The sequence below is a fragment of the Streptomyces sp. NPDC048434 genome (assembly GCF_043200375.1).
Lineage (GTDB): Bacteria > Actinomycetota > Actinomycetes > Streptomycetales > Streptomycetaceae > Streptomyces.
This window is the reverse complement of record NZ_JBICXQ010000005.1, coordinates 273,697-293,669: the sequence shown is the minus strand read 5'-3', so window position 1 is coordinate 293,669 and position 19,973 is coordinate 273,697. Positions and strand designations below refer to the sequence as shown.

At 69.2% G+C, this 19,973-nt stretch carries 18 protein-coding genes and 1 pseudogene; 8 read left to right on the top strand and 11 right to left on the bottom strand.

Annotated elements, in window-relative coordinates; translation table 11 throughout:
- Positions 1-23 precede the first annotated feature (23 nt).
- Positions 24-1,214 (top strand): SLC13 family permease, encoded by a 1,191-nt coding sequence (locus tag ACGFWI_RS08805; protein WP_393905204.1) that lies wholly within the window; start codon positions 24-26, stop codon positions 1,212-1,214.
- A gap of 139 nt (positions 1,215-1,353) precedes the next feature.
- Here the strand turns inward: ACGFWI_RS08805 and ACGFWI_RS08800 are convergent, their stop codons facing one another.
- The 7 genes from ACGFWI_RS08800 to ACGFWI_RS08770 all read right to left on the bottom strand — a co-directional run bounded on the left by ACGFWI_RS08800 (position 1,354) and on the right by ACGFWI_RS08770 (position 9,731).
- The gene (locus tag ACGFWI_RS08800) at positions 1,354-2,265 is read right to left on the bottom strand and encodes an inositol monophosphatase family protein (protein WP_393905203.1); all 912 of its coding nucleotides are present in this window, start codon (positions 2,263-2,265) and stop codon (positions 1,354-1,356) included.
- The gene (locus ACGFWI_RS08795) at positions 2,246-2,911 is read right to left on the bottom strand and encodes a hypothetical protein (RefSeq protein WP_393905202.1); all 666 of its coding nucleotides are present in this window, start codon (positions 2,909-2,911) and stop codon (positions 2,246-2,248) included. Before ACGFWI_RS08795 ends, ACGFWI_RS08800 begins: the two co-directional genes overlap by 20 nt.
- A gap of 486 nt (positions 2,912-3,397) precedes the next feature.
- Positions 3,398-4,318, bottom strand: a complete 921-nt coding sequence (locus tag ACGFWI_RS08790; protein WP_393905201.1) for a hypothetical protein — start codon at positions 4,316-4,318, stop codon at positions 3,398-3,400.
- A gap of 362 nt (positions 4,319-4,680) precedes the next feature.
- Positions 4,681-5,811, bottom strand: coding sequence for an FAD-dependent oxidoreductase (locus tag ACGFWI_RS08785; protein ID WP_393905200.1), 1,131 nt, complete (start codon positions 5,809-5,811; stop codon positions 4,681-4,683).
- A 391-nt stretch (positions 5,812-6,202) separates the two neighbouring features.
- The gene (ggt, locus tag ACGFWI_RS08780; protein ID WP_393905199.1) at positions 6,203-8,047 is read right to left on the bottom strand and encodes a gamma-glutamyltransferase; all 1,845 of its coding nucleotides are present in this window, start codon (positions 8,045-8,047) and stop codon (positions 6,203-6,205) included.
- Between the two features lie 414 nt (positions 8,048-8,461).
- A complete protein-coding gene (locus ACGFWI_RS08775) occupies positions 8,462-8,890 on the bottom strand; it encodes a TIGR03668 family PPOX class F420-dependent oxidoreductase (RefSeq protein ID WP_393905198.1) in 429 nt (142 codons plus the stop codon).
- Positions 8,891-8,906: 16 nt separating this feature from the next.
- On the bottom strand, positions 8,907-9,731 hold the full coding sequence (locus tag ACGFWI_RS08770) for an LLM class F420-dependent oxidoreductase (RefSeq protein ID WP_393905197.1): 825 nt from the start codon (positions 9,729-9,731) through the stop codon (positions 8,907-8,909).
- A 355-nt stretch (positions 9,732-10,086) separates the two neighbouring features.
- Here ACGFWI_RS08770 and tap point away from each other — a divergent pair, with 355 nt between their 5' ends.
- Together tap and tpg are read left to right on the top strand one after the other, a co-directional pair.
- Positions 10,087-12,171, top strand: coding sequence for a telomere-associated protein Tap (tap, locus tag ACGFWI_RS08765; RefSeq protein WP_393905196.1), 2,085 nt, complete (start codon positions 10,087-10,089; stop codon positions 12,169-12,171).
- Between the two features lie 9 nt (positions 12,172-12,180).
- A complete protein-coding gene (tpg, locus tag ACGFWI_RS08760) occupies positions 12,181-12,738 on the top strand; it encodes a telomere-protecting terminal protein Tpg (protein WP_393905195.1) in 558 nt (185 codons plus the stop codon).
- Positions 12,739-12,924: 186 nt separating this feature from the next.
- On the opposite strand, the gene ACGFWI_RS08755 is transcribed toward tpg, so the two are convergent.
- Positions 12,925-13,335 carry a RidA family protein gene (locus ACGFWI_RS08755; RefSeq protein ID WP_393905194.1) on the bottom strand — a complete coding sequence of 137 codons (411 nt, stop codon included), beginning with the start codon at positions 13,333-13,335 and terminating at the stop codon, positions 12,925-12,927.
- A 257-nt stretch (positions 13,336-13,592) separates the two neighbouring features.
- Between ACGFWI_RS08755 and ACGFWI_RS08750 the strand changes: the two are divergent.
- Positions 13,593-14,398, top strand: a pseudogene (locus tag ACGFWI_RS08750) (transposase).
- Between the two features lie 171 nt (positions 14,399-14,569).
- On the opposite strand, the gene ACGFWI_RS08745 reads toward ACGFWI_RS08750, so the two are convergent.
- Entirely contained in the window at positions 14,570-15,148 is a 579-nt protein-coding gene (locus ACGFWI_RS08745; RefSeq protein ID WP_393905193.1) for a dienelactone hydrolase family protein, read from the bottom strand.
- Between the two features lie 341 nt (positions 15,149-15,489).
- On the opposite strand from ACGFWI_RS08745, the gene ACGFWI_RS08740 reads away from it, so the two are divergent.
- A complete protein-coding gene (locus ACGFWI_RS08740) occupies positions 15,490-15,624 on the top strand; it encodes a hypothetical protein (protein ID WP_393905192.1) in 135 nt (44 codons plus the stop codon).
- 283 nt (positions 15,625-15,907) lie between these two features.
- Here ACGFWI_RS08740 and ACGFWI_RS08735 read toward each other — a convergent pair whose 3' ends face one another.
- Positions 15,908-16,393, bottom strand: a complete 486-nt coding sequence (locus ACGFWI_RS08735; RefSeq protein WP_393905191.1) for a lamin tail domain-containing protein — start codon at positions 16,391-16,393, stop codon at positions 15,908-15,910.
- A gap of 904 nt (positions 16,394-17,297) precedes the next feature.
- Between ACGFWI_RS08735 and ACGFWI_RS08730 the strand changes: the two genes are divergently transcribed.
- Both ACGFWI_RS08730 and ACGFWI_RS08725 read left to right on the top strand, forming a co-directional pair.
- On the top strand, positions 17,298-17,792 hold the full coding sequence (locus ACGFWI_RS08730; protein WP_393905190.1) for a hypothetical protein: 495 nt from the start codon (positions 17,298-17,300) through the stop codon (positions 17,790-17,792).
- 20 nt (positions 17,793-17,812) lie between these two features.
- Entirely contained in the window at positions 17,813-18,256 is a 444-nt protein-coding gene (locus ACGFWI_RS08725) for a DUF2690 domain-containing protein (RefSeq protein WP_393905189.1), read from the top strand.
- Positions 18,257-18,433: 177 nt separating this feature from the next.
- Here the strand turns inward: ACGFWI_RS08725 and ACGFWI_RS08720 are convergent, their stop codons facing one another.
- Entirely contained in the window at positions 18,434-19,324 is an 891-nt protein-coding gene (locus ACGFWI_RS08720; RefSeq protein ID WP_393905188.1) for an aminoglycoside phosphotransferase family protein, read from the bottom strand.
- 317 nt (positions 19,325-19,641) lie between these two features.
- Between ACGFWI_RS08720 and ACGFWI_RS08715 the strand changes: the two genes are divergently transcribed.
- Positions 19,642-19,941, top strand: coding sequence for a hypothetical protein (locus tag ACGFWI_RS08715; RefSeq protein ID WP_393905187.1), 300 nt, complete (start codon positions 19,642-19,644; stop codon positions 19,939-19,941).
- The last annotated feature ends 32 nt before the right edge of the window (positions 19,942-19,973 follow it).

The window sequence follows — 19,973 nt, the reverse complement described above, 5'->3', positions numbered from 1 at the left end:
GCCCAGCGTTTACTCTTTTCCGTGTGCGCGCCATACAACGTCTGCATCCACTGGACTGGTTGGCCGGAGGGCTGCTCGCCTGCGGTCTGCTGTTCACGGCGACGGGCCTGCTTCCCACGGAATCGGCCGGCCAAGCGATGATCCGGATCGGTCCCCTCCTCGCCTTCCTCGGCACGGTCATCGTGCTCGCCGAGCTCACCAGCGAGGCCGAGGTCTTCGACGTCGTCGCCTCGGGCGTGGCCCGCGCCGGGCGGGGCGGCTACGGACGGCTGTTCGTGCTGTGCGTGGCCTTCGCCTCGATCACCACGATCACCCTGAATCTGGACACCACGGCGGTACTGCTGACCCCGGTGATGCTGGCGCTCGCGTCCCGGGTGGGGATTGCCGCGGTGCCGCTGGCGATGACGACGGTGTGGCTGGCCAATACGGCCAGTCTGCTGCTGCCGGTGTCCAACCTGACGAACTTGCTGGCCGCGAACCGCGTGGCACTGCGCCCCACGCAGATGGCCGCCACGATGTGGGCGCCCCAACTGGCGGCCATCGCCGTGACGATGGGCTGCCTCTGGCTGTTCTTCTGGCGCCGCGGGCGGCGCGGGGCGGAGTCCTACACGCCCCCGGACCTGCATCGCCCCGGGGATCCGGTGCTGTTCCGGGTGTGCGCCGTGGTCTGTGTGGGATTTCTGCTGGCCATACTGATCGCGGATGTGCCGCTGTGGTCGGCGTCCGCGACGGCGGCGGCGGTCGTGGTGGTGGCCTTCGCCGTCCGCCGCCCGGCCAGCCTGCGGCTGTCGCTGGTGCCCTGGCGGCTGCTCGTCATGGTGCCGGGGCTGTTTCTGGTGGTGGAAACGGTCAACGCCAACGGCCTGCACGAACTCCTGACCTCGGCGGTGGGAACGGACGGGGGCGTGGTGGGCATGTTCCGGGCCTCGGCGGTCGGCGCCGGCCTGTCGAACGTCCTCAACAACCTGCCCGTCTACCTGGCAGGCGAGTCGGCCGTGCCCCTCGCGAACCACCAGCAGCTGCTGTCGCTGCTCATCGGCACCAACGTGGGCCCGGTGGTGACTCCGTGGGCGTCGCTGGCCACACTGCTGTGGTTCGAGCGCTGCCAGGCACAGGGCGTACGGGTGCCGCTGCGGAGCTTCATGGCGACGGGCGCGGTGCTCGCAGTGGGCGCGGTGCTGGCGTCCACGGCGGCGCTCGTGGCGACGGGGTGAGCGGGCGCGACACGCTCCTGGTGACAGGCTGAGCAACCGGCCCGCGGCGTGACAGCAAACCCCAGGGACCTGGAGTCCGACAACGGGCGCGACGGACCAGGAAGTTTGACGGCACCCCTTAGCGAACGCGGTCGACGGCCTAACTCCGGCTGACCAGGTCGAGCAGGTACGGGATGTCCTCCGGCCGGCCGGCGACAAAACTGCGGTCGGTGTCGGGCCCGGCGATGGATCCCTGGAACGGGCCGCCGTCCAGGGACCGGATCTCCATCCCCGCCTCCGCGGCGAGCAGCGCACCGGCGGGGAAGTCGATGGCCTCAGCCCGGTAGCCGACGAACCCGTCGATGTCGCCACGGGCCAGCATCGACCAGGTCAGCAGTGGCGCCCACAGCTGCAGCAGGCGGCGGGAGCGGACCTCCAGAGCCGATTTGAGGGTGCGCGCGGCCGGGTCGTCGCGGGCGACGGCGTGCCCCTGGGTCCAGGCGAGCAGCGGCCCGGAAGCCGCGAGCGGGCCGGTGGGTCCTGTCATCCGCCCGTGCGGGCCGTACGCCCCGCAGCCGGTCAGGGCCGACCAGGTCCGGTCGGTGACCGGGTCGTGGATGACGCCGACCACCGGCTCGTCGTCGACGCACAGGGCGACGCCGACGACGTAGGCGGGCAGGCCGATGACGACGTTGTTGCTCCCGTCGAGCGGGTCGACCAGCCACATCCTGCGCGGACCCGGCGCGGACCCGCCGTCGCCGTCCAGGATTCCCGACTCCTCGGCCAGGATCCGGTCGTGCGGGAAGTGTTCGTGGATACGCTGCACGACGAGCCGCTCGGCCAGCAGATCAAGGTCGGTGACCACATCGCCCTGGTCGCCCTTCGGCTGGATGCCGTACTCGTCCTGGAAGCGCGAGCGCACCAGTGCGCCGGCCTCCCGTACGGTGGCGACGGCCAGCTGCTGCTCGGCTGCGAACGGCGCCGTCGCGAACGCCTCCGGTGCGAACGGCCCTGCAGCGGACGGTCCTGGAGCGTCCTGCGGGACGGCCGGGTCATTCCGGGTGATGCCCATGGATCCTCCTGAGGGCGGACCGCGCCGTCCGGGCGGTCTGTGCGGCGTCGCATGTCTGTCGTACCACCCGGTGCCCGGTGCCATCCACCGGTCCGAGGGACAGGTCAGTGTGCCGAGGGAGCGAACGGCCGAGCACGAGGGTGGCCGCGGCGCTGCCGCTCGGGACGACCGTGCTGTGGAACGCACCTGCCGGCAGGCGGTAGACCTGCCCGCGGGCGCTGGTCTGCTCGGGGCCGGGCTCGCAACGGACCAGGCGCGAAGTCGGCCGGATCTCGTCCACCCCGGAGGGGTTGCTGTGCACCTGGAAGACGCGGTGGGTGGGCTCCGCGGGATCCCGGCGCACCCCGATCCGCAGGTTCCCGACCTCGCCGTAGAGCACGAAGCTGGTCAACTCCCAGCTGTGGCAGTGCATGGGCGAGGTGGTGAGTTCCACAGGGTCGCTCGCGCCGGGCTCGAAGACATGCACACAGACGCCTTGGTCCCCGTCGCGCAGCACCGGCAGGCAGAAGAAGCCGAGCGGGTGGTGTACGGCGCTCAGGGCACGCCGCCCCGAGGTGACATCCTCCAGCGCGGCGACGGCCGCGCCGAAGAGTGTGTCGGTCCCTCCACCCCGCCCAATGATCCGTTCGAGCATGCGATAGTCCATGGGATGTCGCCTTCGGCGGCTCACCTGACCTCCCGCTGGATGCGGTCTTCGGGCCGGAGGGAGCTGCGGGCCCCGGCGGGGATGACCCTGTGGTACCGGCGCAGGCCCCCCGAAGCGCGCACGCACCCGACCGCATCTTCCTTACCGGCAGCACCCCTTGGCGCGGTTCGGACGGGCGCGGATCGGACGGGCGCGGATCGGACGGGCGTCGGCAGGCGGACTTCGTCGCCGGCGCCGTCCGGTCCGAGCCGCTTGAGGAAGCCCGGGACCGGACGGGTGCCGGGCTGGGTGTGGCGGACTTCGCGGTGACCGGTGGCGGGTAGCGGATCGCGGGCCTGCGCCCCTCGCAGACCTGCTCGGCCGGCGGGCACCTCCCGGACCGGCTGAAGCGAGGAAATGCCTCGGGCCGTGCCGGTGGAGCTGGTGTCGGTCGGCAAGGGTCCTCCCTTCCGCAGTCGGCCATGGAGCAGGAAATCCAGAGGGAGGTCAACTCCGATACGGGTTCTCCGCGTGCAGCGCCTTGTCGATGATCTCGCCGACGTCCGTGTCGGTGACGGTGGAGGGGAGCGCGAGGTCCAGCCTCTCGAAGAGCTGGCGCGCCTCGTCCACCGTGGGCTCGTCGCTGAGCGGCGCCGCGTGGTGCAGGTTGAGGGCGACCGCCTGTTCCCGGGCCTGGTGCAGCTCGGTGAGGTAGTAGTCGTACAGCGGACGCCCTCGGTCCACGAGGAGGTTGACCCGGCGCAGATCGTCCTGAGTGATGATCAGGCACGAGTCGGTCAGGTCGAACCGGAGGGTCGGGACCACGGAGGACAGATGGACGTCGATCTCCAGGACGTCCAGCCGCTGCTTGTGCCAGCAGGCGGCCAGGACGGTGGCATACGACTCCTTGCGGGTGCGCTCGGCGCTCCAGGTCCGCCGCTGTGCCGTGTCCGCCTGCCCGCCGTCGAACGTCCGCCGGAAGCGGGCGTACGCCTCACAGGCCTGTGCGTCCGCCGGGTTGACGATGTCGATCTTCATCGTGAGGGAGCGGCGCTGCTCCTGCGCCTTCCGTACGCACTCGGGGAGCGTGACAGCGCGCAGATACGTGCCGGTGCCGCCCTTGAACACCCAGCGGTCGGTGTTCTGGCGGGCCTCGTCCAGCGCCCGCCGGACCTCGGTTCCGGACAGCGACCGCACCATGGCGAGGTCCTCCAGCGCCTTCTGTGTGCCGGTCGTCGCCTCGCGGATGTCGGCGACCCGCCGCCGTCGCTCGGTGAGCGACCCGAAGACCAGCGCGGCCAGCACCAGAAGGGTCGCACCGGAGGTGACATTGTCCGAGACGGCATCGCTGAAGATGTCCATCAGGCCGACGACCATGGCGCCGGAAATGGCCACGACCCCGTCGAAGTGCCTGATGACCCAGGCCACAGCGGCCTCGATCCGATTCCCTGAAGACCGTTCTGACACCTGTCCTGAAGGTGTGTTTCTGCGCGCCACGTGGCCCAACTCCTCCCCCGGGTAAGGCAATCGTAGGAGGTGAACCGTGTGGCCCGCCAGCAATTGTGATCACTGAGGGGGGCATCTGCGCCACAGACGGAGGCGACAGGGGCCAGGGTCGGTGAGTTTGAGTGGTGATATTGACGTGAGGCTGGGCATCGTGACTCGCCCTGTCGTGGCTGTGGCGATGGCGGGCACCACTCGGCCACGTGCGGCATGGCGGCCGGCGTGAGGTAACGCGGGGGTGACTCACCGCCCGCCCGGGAGGTAAGGAGCGAGGAACTCCAGGTGATTTATCGATAGTTGATCCCGGCGAGTTCGGTGGCGATCTTGGTACGCAGGCCCAGCCGGCCGAGGAGGGGAAGCGCGATGTTGCGGGCGGTGCGGGCCGGCGCGCTGCGTGTGGTGGCCATCCGGGTCATCCGGTCGGTGAAGGCGACCACCCGCTGGGCGACCGGGCGGCGCTGTGCCTCGTAGCCGTCCAGGTGCCCGGTGGCGAAGGCCCGGCCGAGGGCATAGCCGTCCTGGATGCCGGTGTTCATCCCCTGGCCGCCCGCAGGGCTGTGCACATGGGCCGCGTCGCCCGCGAGGAAGAGACGGCCTGCGCGGTAGTGGTCGGCGACCCGGTGGTGGACGCGGAAGCGGGAGGCCCAGACGAGACCGCTGACTCGGGCCAGGCCGGGGGTGCGCTCGTCCAGCAGCTGCTGGACGAAGTCGAGAGTGGGCCGGGCGGGTGCGTCGTCCACGGTGACGACGACGCGGTAGTGGCCGTCCGGGAGCGGGGCGACGACGGCGAGACCGGCGGCGCCGAAGGTGAGGGACACCTCGCTGCGACCCGGGGCCCAGTCCATCAGGACGTCGGCGAGGACGAACGACTCGGCGTACGCGCTGCCGGTGAATCCGATACCCGACGCCTCCCGTACAGCGCTGTGCATGCCGTCGGCGCCTACGGCATACCCGGCGCGCAGGGTCTCCCCGTTGCTCATGGTGAGCGTCACGCCGTCCTCGCCCTGGACCACCGAACCGACCTCGTACGGTCGGTGCACCTCACCGCCAAGGGCCCGCAGCCGGGCGAGCAGCACGCTCTCGGTTTCGTATTGGGGAACCATCAGCGTGTACGGGTATGGCGTGGGCAGGCCGTCGAACGGGACGGTGAGCAGCTTGCGGGAACCATCGCGGACGGCGAACCGCGCTACCTGGACACCGCGTGCAATCAGCTCCTGTGCGGCGCCCAGTTCGCCGAGCACCTCCAGGGTGCGGGCGTGCACTACGGCGGCGCGGGAGGTGTTCGCTCCCTCGGCCAGCCGGTCCACGATGACGAAGTCGATGCCGGCGGAAGCGAGCGTGACGGCGAGCGCGAGCCCGGTCGGGCCGGCGCCGACGATGGCAACCTCTGTGCGGTCGGGGAGCGCGGCGGCATTCATGGTCGTATCCAATACAGTCGCAGCAAGTCGGTCAACGCTCGTTGGCCAACGCTTGTTGTCATATTGCTACGACCGCACCCTCAAGTCAACACGTGTGGGCCTACGGTTGTTGGCAAAGGCAGCGCAAGGAGTCCACCATGACGCGCCCGGCGCTCGTCGTCGGTTTGGGTGGCTCGCTACGGACGCCCTCGACCAGCCCTGACGCCTGCGGTGGCTTGTCCGGCGCGGGGCCGGACCCCGGTGCCACGGCGCCGGAAGGGGATGTCCGGCGCGGGATGCTCCACGGGATGCCTCGGTGCGGACGGGAACGCGGCCGGCAGGCGCGGGGCCGTGGCGCGGCCACCTCCCACGGCGCGATCCCCTCCGGGGCATGCCCCGGAGGGGACGGGCTTCAGCGGGATTCGTTGAGCACCATGGCCGAACCGCCACCACGGCGCTTGGGTTCGGCCACCGCCCTGACCTTGCCCTGCTGCAGGAACTCCAGGGCTGCCACCGCTCCGATCTCCGGTGACGGAGTGAAGGCCTTCGGGGCCAGGACGAACTGGTGGCCCATGGCTTCCAGCTTCTTGCGTTCGGGCGAGTCGAGGAAGGCCGGTTCGGCTTCCGTCGCTGTCTGGTTCCGCTGCGAGAGACGCGGTGCGGCGACCGCAGCCGGTAGCGACATACCGAGGTCAAGACGGTTGACCAGGGTCTGCAGCACCGTGGTGATGATCGTGGCGCCGCCCGGAGAGCCGACAGCCATCATCGGCTTGCCGTCCCGCAGGATGATCGTCGGCGACATGCTGCTGCGCGGACGCTTGCCGGGGCCCGGCAGGTTCGGGTCCGGCGTCCCCTTGGTGATCGGAGCGAAGTCGAAGTCGGTCAGCTCATTGTTGAGGAGGAATCCGCGTCCGGGCACGGTGATGGCCGAGCCACCGGTCTGCTCGATCGTCAGGGTGTAGGAGACGACATTGCCCCAGCGGTCCGAGGCCACCAGATGAGTGGTCGACGGCCCTTCGTGCGGTTGCTTGTTGCCGGTCTTCCGGTCACAGCCCGAACCCGGGTGGCGCGGGTCGGCGGGAGCCAGCGGGCTGGTCAGCGCCTTGTCGGAACGGATCAGACAGGCCCGGTCCTTGGCGAACTCCTTGGAGAGCAGCGGCTTGGTGGGGACATCCGAGAACGCCGGGTCGCCTACCCAGCGGTTGCGATCCGCGAAGGAGATCCGGCTGGCCTCCAGGTAATGATGAAGGGCCTGGGTCTTGTCGGCCTTGGAGAGGTGGAAATTGTCCAGGATGTTGAGCGCCTCCCCCACCGTGGTGCCACCGGCCGACGACGGCCCCATGGAGTAGACGTCCCTACCGTGGTACGTGGTCCGGGTCGGTTCCCTGCGTTTGGCCGTGTAGTCGGCCAGATCGGCCGTCTTCATGAGGCCGGGGCGGGCCTTGTGCTGGGAGCCGGGAGCTATCGGCGGCTTCCGGACGGTCCGCACCACATCGCGCCCCACCGCGCCGTGGTAGAGCGCATCGACGCCTTCACGGGCGAGCTGCCGATAGGTCCGGGCGAGATCAGGATTGCGGAAGCGTGAGCCGACCACCGGGAGCTTGCCCTTGGGCAGGAACAGGTCGGTGGTGGACTTGAAGTCGCGGAACCGCTTCTCGTTCATGGCCGTCTGGGCCCGGAACTCGTCGTTGACCACAAAGCCGTCGTCGGCGATCCGGGTGGCCGGGCGCAGGGCCTTCGCCAGGGAGACCGTGCCCCAGTCCTTGAGGGCCTTCTGCCATGTGGCCGGAGTGCCCGGGACGCCGACGGACAGGCCCGAGTTGATCGCGTCCTCGGTGGGGAGGGGCTTGCCGGTCGAAGGGTCGAGGAAGGAGTCCGAGCGCATGCTGTGCGGAGCGGTCTCCCGGCCGTCGATGGTGCGCACCTTCTTGGCCTTGGCGTCGTAGAAGACCATGTAGCCGCCACCTCCCACTCCTGCCGAGTAGGGCTCAACCACACCGAGCGCGGAGGCGGTTGCCACCGCCGCGTCCACCGCGTTGCCTCCCTTGCGCAACACCTCCAGCCCTGCCCGGGAGGCGTATGGATTGACACTGGAGACCGCGCCACCGCTGCCGGTGGCCACGGCCTTCTTCGCGGGTGGCTGCTCCTTGGAGTCGGCGGCCGATGCGGCGCCGTTGACCTGGCATGAGGTGGTCAGCAGGGAAAGACTGAGCGCAGCCGCTGACGCGGCGACGACAGCGGCACGACGGACAGCCATAGGGCCTCCACGACTTCACTGTGATGTTTGCGAGGGATTCCCGAAACCCTGGCACCGCTCGACCGGAGGATCAACGCTGAGCTGCAAGGTTTGCGCGAGATCTGAGGTTTCCCTCCAGTAACCCGTCCGGAGGTCCGAGGTACCGAAAGCGGTTCCGAGGGCACGGCAGCGCCCCGCGCACCCGACGGGAGGAGAAGGGGAGGCAGCTGCGGCTCGGACCACCGACCGGCGTCGGAAACAGGAGTCCCCGGCTGGACGGGGGAGGCCAGCCGGGGACTACAGGGCGTGTGCCCCGCGTATCGCAGCCAAAACGCGCGGGCGCGGGCGCCGGCGAGGTTCGCGCCCGCACGGGTCGATGGGCGCACGTCGCGCCTGAAGGTCACGGTCCGTGCCCCGGCGGCAAGGAAAGGCCGGTCAGGTGGCGCGCCACCCCGACCACCGGCCCACCGCGATTTCCACCACAGGTCCGGCCGGCGGGCGGTCGGCGTACTGCCGGTACTTCCGGGCCAGCAGGCCCGCATACCGTGCCGACGCCGCCGATTCCTCAGCCGGTGGCAGCACCACGGCCGTGCCATCCGCCCGCGCCCACCACAAACGGTCCCAGTCCTCGTCGTAGTCGTCGACGAGGAGGCACACCTCGGGATGGGCACGGATATTGGCCAGCCGCTTCAACCGGACCGACTGCTTCGGCTTGTGGTCCACGGCGAAGACCACGGTGTCGCCGGTGAGGGCGAAGACCGCGGGGACCAGGTGCGGGCGGCCGGCGCCGTCGACGGTCGCGAGCCGGGCGATCCGGGCCAGGGCGAAGTGCTCCCGGGCCTGACCGCTCGTCATCCTCGGCACTGCGAGCCCCTACGGCTCACCGGAAGCGCTGCGCGACGTCGGCGAGCTCGTCGAGATACGCCAGCGTCTCGGCCTCCGGCATCGTGGGCAGGTAGAACAACAGCCGCTCCACACCGAGCCCTGTGTACTGCTCGATGATCTCCGGATCCTTCGCCACCGCGTAGACGGTCACCGGCACGTCCCGACCCGCGATGCTGCGCATGCGGTCGATCTTCGGGCCCAGCTCCTCGGGCGGCAGGCTATTGGCCAGCCAGGCGTCACCGAAGGCAGCCACCCGCTGGAAGGCTGCCTCCCCGCCACCCACGTAGATGGGTGGGTGCGGGCGCTGCACCGGCTTCGGCCAGGAGTAGACCGGGTCGAAGTCGACGAACTCGCCGTGGAACTCGGCCTTGTCCTTCGTCCACAGCTCGCGCATGGCCCGCAGCCGCTCGTCGGCGAGACGGCCCCGGGTGCGCGGGTCCGTCCCGTGGTTCTCCATCTCTTCCTTGTTCCAGCCGACCCCGATGCCGAAGACGGCCCGCCCACCGGAGACAAGGTCCAAGGAGGCCACCTCCTTGGCCGTGATGATCGGGTCGCGCTGGGCCACCAGTGCGATGCCGGTGCCCAGCAGGATCCGCTCGCTCACCGCGGCGGCCGCGCTGAGCGCGACGAACGGGTCGAGGGTGCGGTAGTAGATCTCCGGCAGCTCACCGCCGCCCGGGTACGGCGAGCGACGGTCCACCGGGATGTGGGTGTGCTCGGCGATGAGCAAGGAGTCAAGTCCTCGCTGCTCGACCGCGCGCCCGAGTGGGGCGGGCGCGATGCCCTGGTCGGTGATGAAGGTTGACACACCGAACTTCACAATGGCTCCCTCAGATTGCCGTTTCTCGGATGTGCAGGGTCCGCGAGCACGCGGGGGCGCAAACCCGCGGCCCCTAGCAGGTACCCCGATCACCCCCGGCACAACTACCCGTGCAGCCGACCGAGCGACCACCCGGCAATCGCACAGAGCGCGCGGCACCTTCCGCCTGACGAATCAACAGATCCGGTCCGCCGACCGCCTTACCCGCCGGCGCAGCACGCCCATTGCCCCCTGCAGACGGGATGTCGAGGGCATCACACGGGTACGGGGACTCCGCCCCCAACCAGCACTTATTGGATAAAATTAAGGCTAAATTCAACGGTAAATTATGCTAGCCTCGGGGCGGAGGTGAAGCATGCCCAGCGAGGAAGAGCTGTTCGCGGCGGTCGACGCACTGCTGGAGGGCGAACCGCAGCTGCCGTCACCGGCGGAGCGGGCCCGACTCCGGGATGCGGCCGGTGTGACGCAGGCCCGGCTGGCCCAGGTGCTGCGCACGACACCGCAGACGGTGAAGAACTGGGAGCACGGCCGCAGCGAGCCCCGACCGCCCCGACTGCAGGCGTATCAGCGGCTGCTGGAGGGCTGGGCCGCACAGCACGCGGCGCCGACCTCGACGTCGGCGTCGGCGTCGGAACAGCCGGCCTCGCCCGCCCCGTCCCCTGCGGCAGAAGCACCCATCCCCGAACCCGAGACAGCGCCCGCCACCAGGCCGTCGACGTCGAGGCGCCCGGCCGCGAAGCAGGCTGCGGCGAAGAAGCCGGCCCCGGCCGAGGCCGACCCGCGCTTCGCCCACGGCCCACTCGCGGTACTGGACGGGGACGGATCGGCGTACTGCGTCGGTGGCCTGGTGCTGGACTGTCCGGCCAAAACCCTCCCCGCGCTGGTCGACTGGGCCCTGACCGAAGCGCAGCTGGGCGCTGCCAGGCTCCACCGCAACGGCAAGGACGCCGACCCGCTGATCGTCCTCACCGACGCCGCCGTCGAACGACTCGGGCTCCCGGCCGTCCTGGAGGACCGGCGCGGCCTGCGGCTCCCGGAGGACCACAAGGTCCTCAAGCAACTGGCCAAGGCCAAGTGGAAGCTGACCAAGCGCGGGTTCGGCCCCTGGGCCCGGATCTACCGTCCCGCCGAGCGCGGCAAACGACACTGCGTGCAGTTCGCGATCCTGCCCTGGGGCGCCCTCGACACCCGTTCCTGGGGCGACACGGGCCAGCTGCCGCCGGCCGACGTCGCCGCGCTCCTCGGCACGTACGCCACCCGCGTCCTGACCCCGCGTGGCTCCACGGCCGTCTGCGGCCTGGAGCTGATGAGCGCGCTGCGCCCGCCGACCCGAGCGGTGAAGGACGCGGCCACCGGCTCCTGGGTGTCCGGGCCGAACCCGGGCTCGCTGACCGAGCCGGTCGACCCCGCGCCGCCCGAGGCTCCCGCCGAGCACCCGCTCGTCGCCGCCCACTATCCCCGCCACCACGTGCGCACCCCGGACCAGGTCATCGACGAGGAGGCGTACGACTGGTTCCGCCCCCTCACCGATGAGGAGTGCACCCAGGGCTACACCCACGCGGTCGGCATCGACGTCAATATGGCCTTTGCCGCCGCCGCCAACCGTCTCGTCATCGGCACCGGCCCGGCAACCCATGTGCAGAACCCGGCGTTCGAGCCGAAGCTGCCCGGTTCCTGGCTCGTCGACCTCTCCCACATCGAGACCGACCCACGCCTGCCAAATCCCTTCACTCCCAAGGGGATCCGGCCGACGGGTCCTGCCTGGTACGCGACATCGACCGTCGCCTACGCGGTGGAGCTCGGCTACGACGTGGCGCCAGCGGAGGCGTACGTCCGATACGAGCATGCCGCCTACTTCGACGCCTGGTACACCCACCTGCGCAACGCCTATATCGCCACCATGGCCGACCTGGGCGTCACCACCGGCATGACCGACGAGGACTTCCTCGCCGCGATGGAACGCCACAGGAGCGTCGACCCGGGTCAGGCGGCCGTCCTGTCGGCCATCAAGTCGACCGTCAAGGGCGGCATCGGCAAGCTACGGGAACGCCCGCAGAGCATCGCCTACAAATTCGGTGAGCCCTGGCCCGCCCTCTCCCGCCCCACCTGGAGCCCGCACGCCAGGGCAGAGCTGATCGGCAAGGTGCGCACCAACGAGCACCGCAAACTCATGGCATGGGCGAGGGCCGGTCTCTTCCCGGTGGCAATCCTGTCCGACTGCGCCGTCTACCTGTCCCACGGCCCCGGCCCGCTGGACTTCATGCCCCGCACCGCCGAGGGCAAGCCGCTGCCCGGAGGGTTCCGCCTCGGCGTCAGCCCCGGCATGGTCAAGCACGAAGGCACCCGGGACTTCCTCTGGCTCGCCCAGACGATCGAGGACGACCGGATCAACCCGGCCCGCCACATCAAGGGCGACGACGCCCCCGACAGCGGAGAGTAGGGGCACACGATGGGCATCCTCGGCGACAGCCTCGACAAGGCCGCGGCGAACACCGCCACCCGCCCGATCCCGAAATCCGCCGGCGCCCAGGTACGGTTCCTGGTCAAGCAGGAGAGGGGATCCACCAGGGCAGTCGCGCAGCTCCTGGGCGTCTCCCAGCGCACGATCGAGCGCTACCTCAAGGCCCAGATCAAACGGCCCCGCAAGGACCTCGCGGCCCGCATAGAGCGCGAGGTTCGCAAGCGGTGGCAGCCCCGGGTACGCGACAAGGCGAAGAAGAACGCGGCCCGTACCGGCGGCATCGTCATCGAGACGCGAGCCCGGTTCGGGTTCACCGCCGCGCCCGGCACCACCGACGACGGCCGGATCCGCCTCATCACCCAACACCTCCCACCCGCCTACGCGGCCCGCCTCTTCGAGGCCCAGGCGTCGGGTGCCACCGAACAGCAGCTGCAGCACATCGCCGCCGAAGGCCTGCAGGAGATCTATTTCAAGGATCACGGGCGCCGTGCCGACGGGCTCGTGGTGGAGTTCACCGACATCGACTACGTCGAGCTGGACTTCTGACGCTCCCGAGGAAGGGCGCACGTTGAGCACGCACACACCTGGACCGAAGCACGACAGTTGTTGTCACCAAGGCAGGCCTTTGTCACCGTCGGCGGATGCCGGGCAGCGAGCAGGCAGCGGGATCGAGCAGTTGCGCTGACGTTCTCCCTGCCCCATACGGCATGGCCGACAGGGACGATCGAGTGACTACGCATCAAGAACGGCAGCGATGGCCTCGATCTCCACCAACTGGTCGGTGTAGCCGAGCACGGTGACGCCCATCAGTGTGCTGGGGACATCGTGGTCGCCGAAGGAGTCCCGGACCACTTCCCAGCTGGTCACCAGGTCTTCTCTCCGGGAGGAGGCAACGAGAACCCGTGTGCTGATGACGTCCTGCAATGACGCACCGGCGGCGGCGAGGGCAACCTGCAGGTTCTCAACAGCCTTTGCCGCCTGGCCCGCATAATCCCCGATCGCAGCTGTGGAGCCGTCCTCGTTGAGCGGACACGCGCCGGCGAGGAAGATGAGCCGAGCCCCGGCAGGCGCCGCGGCCGCGTAGGCATACTCGGCGACGTCGGACAGAGAGTCGGAGCGAATCAGGGTGATGGCACGGCCCATGGCGATCTTCGGTCCCTTCCGGTCAGGATGAGGCGGCCATCCTGGCAGGGGTGCCTCGGTCCCTGCCTCCTCTTTTCGTCGGGCGACGGTGAGTGCTTTGCGGCTCTGCCGCTGACCCGTCCAGCGACGCATCCAGCTGCTTGATGCATCCCTCGCCGAACGGGAGAGCCGAACGGCGTCATGAGGAGGCGGCACCGCACCTCCACCCTTGAAGGCTCCCGGGCCCGGCGCCAACCCAACTGGAATACGGTCCGCCGATGTTCCCGTACGCCTGCCTGTCCTGGGACGTGTCCGATGGGCCGCGTGACTTACTGGTGTCCGTCTTCACGGGGTTGAGCGTCGGGCAGTTCCGGAAGCTGTTGCGTGTGGTCCGCCGTCGTCACGGGCTCGCATTGGCCCCGTCCCGACCCGGCCGACCCTGGGCGCTGTCGCTGGAGGACAGGGTTTTGATAGTCGCTTTGTATCTGCGGACGACCTCACCATGCGGCAGCTGGGACCCCTATTCGATGTCTCGTCGGCCGCCGCGCACCGGATCGTCGACCGTCACAGTCCGCTCGTGGCGCTGGACCCGCCGCGGGCCAGGCCTGAGGCGGACGAGGTGGTGATCGTGGACGGCACCCTGGTACCGACCCGCGACCGGACGATGGCCGCGTCGTCCAAGAACTACCGGTTCTCCACCAACCTGCAGGTCCTCATCCACGCCGACACCCGGATGGTGATCACGGTCGGCCGGCCGCTATCGGGCAGCCGCAACGACTGCCGGGCGTATACCGAATCCGGGATCGACCAGGCGTGCGGCGACGCGTTCGTCCTGGCAGACGGCGCCTACCGGGGCACCGGCTGCCTGATCCCTCACCGACGTGCCCCCGGCCAGGCCGAGGTCACCGGCTGGAGCGCCGACCACAACCGCAGTCATCGCAAGGTCCGGGCCAGGGTCGAGCACGTCGTGTTCTCGCGGATGAAGAATTGGAAGGTCCTGCGGGACTGCCGACGCAGGGGCGACGGCGTGTTCTGGTCCGCCAGTGCCATCGCCCGAATGCACAACCTCGCCATGAGTGGATAGATGCCAGTGCACTTTACCGGCCGCAGGAGCTCGCGTACCGGCTCTGAACTGCGACGATTCATAGACTACATCTCCGCGACGGCGAGTTGAGGCCGTTGCTGTCACTCGCCCTGGTGGTCCCGAGGGGTGGGCAGGGCGACAGGCTCAGGTTGTTGATCCCGCTTCGGTTGGCTATTTAATGTGGTCGAGGAAGCCGAGCACCCGGTGGGTGGCCTGCGTTGCAGCGTGCTCGTCGTGCGACGGCAGGCTGCTGTCGGTGAACAGGTGCCTGTCGCCGGAGTAGAGGAACAGCTCAGCATCCGCCGCCGTCTCGACGAGCTCGCGGGCCGCGTCCACATCGCCCTCACCGGAGAAGAACGGGTCTGAGTCCATGCCGTGGACCTGGACTGGGACGCCCTGGGGCCAGGCACCGCCGAACTCCGAGACCGGGACGCATGCCTCGAGCAACAACGCGCCCTTCGTGCCCGGGCGGGTCTGGGCCAGCTTCTGCGCCGGCAGGACGCCAAGTGAGAACCCGAGGTAGACGAGCTCCGCAGTTAGCCCCTCAGCGATGGCGGTTCCGCGCGCGATGACTGTGCCGAACCCGACCCTCTCGGCGTAGTCGATGCCCTCCTCGAGGCGGTCGAATACCTGCCCCTCGAACAGGTCCGGGGCATGGACGGTGTGTCCGGCCCGTCGCAGCTGCTCGGCGAACTCGCGGACGCCAGCGGTCAGTCCGTGCCCGTGGTGGAAAACCAGCACCTCAGCCATGTCGCTCCCCTCGTGCTGCGGTGCCCGGGCGGCGCCGCAGCACGAGTATGACCCGCAGCACTGACAACCGCGGGCCCCAGCCTGGCAGGGTCAGGTTGTTGATCCAGGATCAGCGATCTGTGCCTCCAGGTCGGCCATGCGGCGGTCCTGGAAGCGCAGGTTGGAGCGGGCGGCCTTGAGCTGCTCGTCGAGGGTGCGGATATCGGCGGTGAGCTGGCGGACCCTTTGTCTGAGGGTGGTGTTCTCGCCTTGCAGGTCAGGTCGCGGAGCTCGTCAGCATCCGGTCGGGCAACAGCGGCCAAGCCCTCTTGCCGCTGCTCGCCGGCGGCGATGATGAGGCGGTGTGCGACTTCAGCACGGCCTGCGGCCGTATGAAGCCGACCGTCAGGGACCAGCTGTCGGCTGCGCTCATCGTGGAGTACGAGCGGGACGACTGGCTCGACGGCGAGCGTTGCGGACGGCTGCGCGTCGGCTGAACTCCTCGCTTTACGCGGCCGTTTCGCCGAGATCGCACCGTCCCCCGTGGCCGTCCGTTCAAGACGGGACTCGTCCACATCCACATCATCCCCCGCCACCGCATCGAGGGGCACGATGCCCGGCAGTACTCGATGTCCTCAGCGCAGCCTTCGACGAATGCTCCGCCCCCGGTACGGAATGGCGGGGAGCCGGAACATGGCAGTGCGCCGCAGGTGCAGGAACCTGCGGCGCACCGTGTGGCCGGCGAGGCGACGCCACCTCTCACCGACCCGCTAGGGCTGGTCAGTGGCGGTGACCGTGGCCCCAGCTTTCGGTGTCAACGATCCTGCGGTGATCGTTGCTCAGGACCGCGGTGCCCCGGTGGTTGTCCCATACGTAGTCACGACGGTCCTGGAAGACGTCCCAGCGGTTGTTACGACCGATACCTGTGTGGACACGAACCTGGCGGTGACCGTCCAGACGGAAGGTGCCGAAGCGGTAGGTGTGGCCGGCGCGATCCGACAGGCTCCAGCCACGCAGGTTGACCGGCATACGGCCGGTGTTCTTCACGGTCACGTACTCGGCGTTCAGGCTCCGGTTGGAGTGGTCGTCCCGCCCGGGGCTGTCGTACTGGATCGCACCGAGCACCACTGCGGAGCGGTGACGCGGAGCCGGAGCGTGGCCGTGGCCGTGGCCGTGGCCGGCCGCGGCCGCCGGGAGGACGGCGGTGGCCGCCAGAGCCGCGGAGCCGAGGACCGCGGCGGCGATACGCGAAGTGTTACGGAGCACGAAAACCCCCTGGATACGGCACCCACAATCAGGTGCCGGAAACCGGATACCCGGCCGGTTTGACCGGGCACCCACACAGTGACGCCTCGTCATGCCTTGACGGAAGAAATCCGGTTTGGTGTTACAAAACACAGACATATACACAACCACACCACGCCAGGCGCACACTCCCCCGCGCCCACCAGCACAAACACGACACCTCGTACACGCATCCAGACGCCGCAAGGGTTACCGGCGGTGTACTGCTCATGGCTGTCGCGAGCCTGCGCCGACGACGTGCCCGATCCGCGGACGGCCGGGGCTCGGAGCGCCCCAAAAATCCCATCGCTGTACCGCTTGCGGACCGGACGGCCTGCGGCAGGGCGCCGCGCTCCGCACTCCCCGACAACTCGGCGGCCGGTCGGAGCTGGACTTGCCTCACGCGGTAACCGAATGAGCCGGGCAGCTGCCGTCCGGGCACAGCCGCGATCGCGCACTTCGGTCCTCGATCACGCGCCTCGGTCCCCTCACCGGCACACCAACTACTCAAGGGGCAGTGGCATAGTCGCCGGCCTCGCCGCCGCGGTACGGGTCCGGTACTCGTTCGAGCTGACGGGCACGGATCGCATGGCGAAGGCATTCGGCATTCGGCATTCGACGTCCCATGATCGGCGTCCCACGATCGCCTCACGGACCGTGGCGTCCCAGCAGCTCAGCGGCCACAGCGTCCCGCGAGATCCCCAGCCGGCCGGTGACTGTGTTCCGTCGGCCGCCCCGTGGACATGATCGGTGCGGCGAGACGGGAGGCCCCGCGCTGCCAGTAACGGCCGTCCTGTCGACGGACTTCCCGTACGGCGCAGCCCCCAACCGGGAGTGGAGCCCACCGCCCCTCGCCTCGAACTGTCGTCACGAAGGGAACCCGGCTATGTCCACCCATCTGTCCGCTCGGCGCGGCCTCGTCGCCGTTCTGGCCGCGGTTGCAATCGCCGCGCCCGTCGTCACCGCCGGGACCGCGGCCGCCAGCGGTTCGAAGCTGACGCATGCGCAAGCCGCGAGCAAGTTGCGGGCGGCCGGTATCACCTGGACCTCCAGCGGTCACTGCTCGAACCGCAACAACCGGCGATGCACCTCGTTCACCCGCATCAACTCCGGCACCGTCAAGGGGATCATCACCTTCAAGCGGGCCAGCCGGTGCGCGGTCACCCTCACCGGCGGCACCGAGACCGGCCATGCATCAGGCCGGTACAGCCACTGGAACGGCTACAAGGTGGACATCTCTCCCACCGGTTGCGTCACGAAGTACATCAAGCACACGTTCCGGTACGCCGGCAAGCGCGGGGACGGAGCGCCCATGTACAAGTCCTCCGCGGGCAACATCTACGCCCGGGAAAGCAGCCACTGGGACATCACCTACAAGTGACGGGGAGAGAGGAAACCACCATGCGCACTGTCCTACGTCTCGCGGTCACCGGAGCCGCCTCCGTGCTGTTGGCCATGTCCGGGGCCGTCCCCGGGAACGCGGCTCCCGCCGCGGTCGCGGCGCACTGCACCGGCAGCGGTTGTACGGGGAAGAGCCCCGTGAGCACCGGCTGCGACCGCCATGCGCGCACTGTCCGCCGCAGCGCCGAGATCGGTCCCCTGATTGAGCTGCGCTACAGCTCGGCCTGCCGGGCAGCGTGGGTCCGGGTCACCCACGCACGGGGCGGTGACCGTATCGAGGCGCGGAACAAGGGCGGTGCCTGTCGGCACAAGTCCTGTTACGCGAAAACGGTGGCATCCGGCCGGTCCTCCGCGTACACCGCCATGGTCAACGACAAGGGGATCAAGGCCTGGGGCTGTCTTCACCGGCGGAACGGCAACATCGTGTGCACGGAAGCGTACTGACCGGCTGCCGGGGGTGGGGGCGCGAGTCCGCGTCCCCACCCGCATGCGCGGCCCCGGCTCTTCTCGTCAGTGGGGCGCCAGGAGTTGTCCCGTAATCGCTGGTCAGTGCAGGCTTGGCGGCTGGCAGACGGACGAGCAGGGCGTCCGGCGTCTCAGAGATCACTCACGGGACAGTCCTCAATTGGATGTCAGAACACGATCAAGCGCCGTCCGGCCCGCGAGTTCCCATGTCGGCCGGCCGCCGGGGAGGCCCCGCTCCCAGGCCTGACCGATGCCGATGAGGGAAACTGCGCGCAGGGCAGCCCACCCTCGCGCCCGCTGGATCATTGCCTCGTCCGCAGTTGCGTACGCGTCGAGGAATCGTGCGGCCGCGCCTGCGGGAAGGAGCAACCAGGCGGCCGCGAGATCCGTCGCCGGATCGCCGGCGCAAAGTTCATCGAAGTCGATCACGCCTGAGAGCGTCCCGTCCGAGATGACGACATTGGCAGGATGCAGGTCGCCGTGAAGCCATACCGGCGGGCTCTCCCACTCGGGAGCCGCAATGGCCGCATCCCAGACGACTCGGACGTCGGAGGCGAGGCCGTCGGAGGCAATGGCGTGGAATTTCCGGTCGAACTCGGGCGTGAGCGTACCGAGGGAAACGCCGCGGTTCGGATTCGCCGGTGCCTCGCTGGGAGCATTCCGATGGAGCGCCCTGAGGAAGGCTGCCAAGTTGTCGGCCGCATGGTCGTCGCGACTGATCGAGGCGCGGTCGCCTGGTTCGCCGGGAACCCATGTCATGACGGTCCACGGCTTCGGGAAGCGGGCAGATGGTTCGCCGATCCGCACAGGGGTCGGTACCGGGAGCGGAAGCCGCGGGGCCAGGGCGGGCAGCCACTGCTGCTCGTTGCGGAGAAGAGACGGGGCGCGTGGCGTGCGCGGCAGACGCACGGCCAACTCGCCCCCGAGGCACCACAGTTGATTGTCCCAGCCGGCGGCCACACGACGCAGACCCAGTCCTGCAAGATCCGGATGCTGCTCACGCAACAGGGATCGCACCCGTGTCTCATCGATGCCGCCGTTGGCCATGGATGAGACCCACTCCCTGTGGCGTTGCGGCAGCCACCACGATCTCACTCATGAGCGCGGTTACGGGACACCTCTTAGGTTTGCGCGCGACATAGACTCCCCTCTACCGGCTCGTCCGCCGTCCGCCGTCCGCCGTCCCCGTCCCCGTCCCCGTCCCCGTCCGCAGAAAGGTGTCGCCGTGCCCGAGCAGTCCGTGTCCCTCCCCGCCCAGAGGCCGTGCCGGGCGTCGCGGGCTGATCCGCGTTGATCCGAAAAACACGGCTCAGGCCCCAAGCCCGCTGCTTCACCGATCCACCCGTAAAAGGACAATTCCACCCGTGAAGAAGAGCGCGATAGCCGGCGGCTGCATACTCGGCCTTCTCGTGATTGCCGGCGCCTACCAAGGCAGCTCCGCCACCAGCGACCCGCTGACCCTCGCCGAATACGAGAAGCTCAAGGCCGGCAGCAGGGAGAAAACCTTGTTCGCCTATGCCAGCACCTGCCAACAGGACAGCGAAAAGGTCGCCGACAGCTATCCCATCACCTGGACGTGCTACGGCGCCGACGGAAGCAGCAGCGCGGTGTTTTTCTATTCCGAGGGTGTGCTGTTCAGCAAGGCACAAAGCGGGCTCACTTAGACACATCTTGATCGGCCACGGCTCGCGCATCC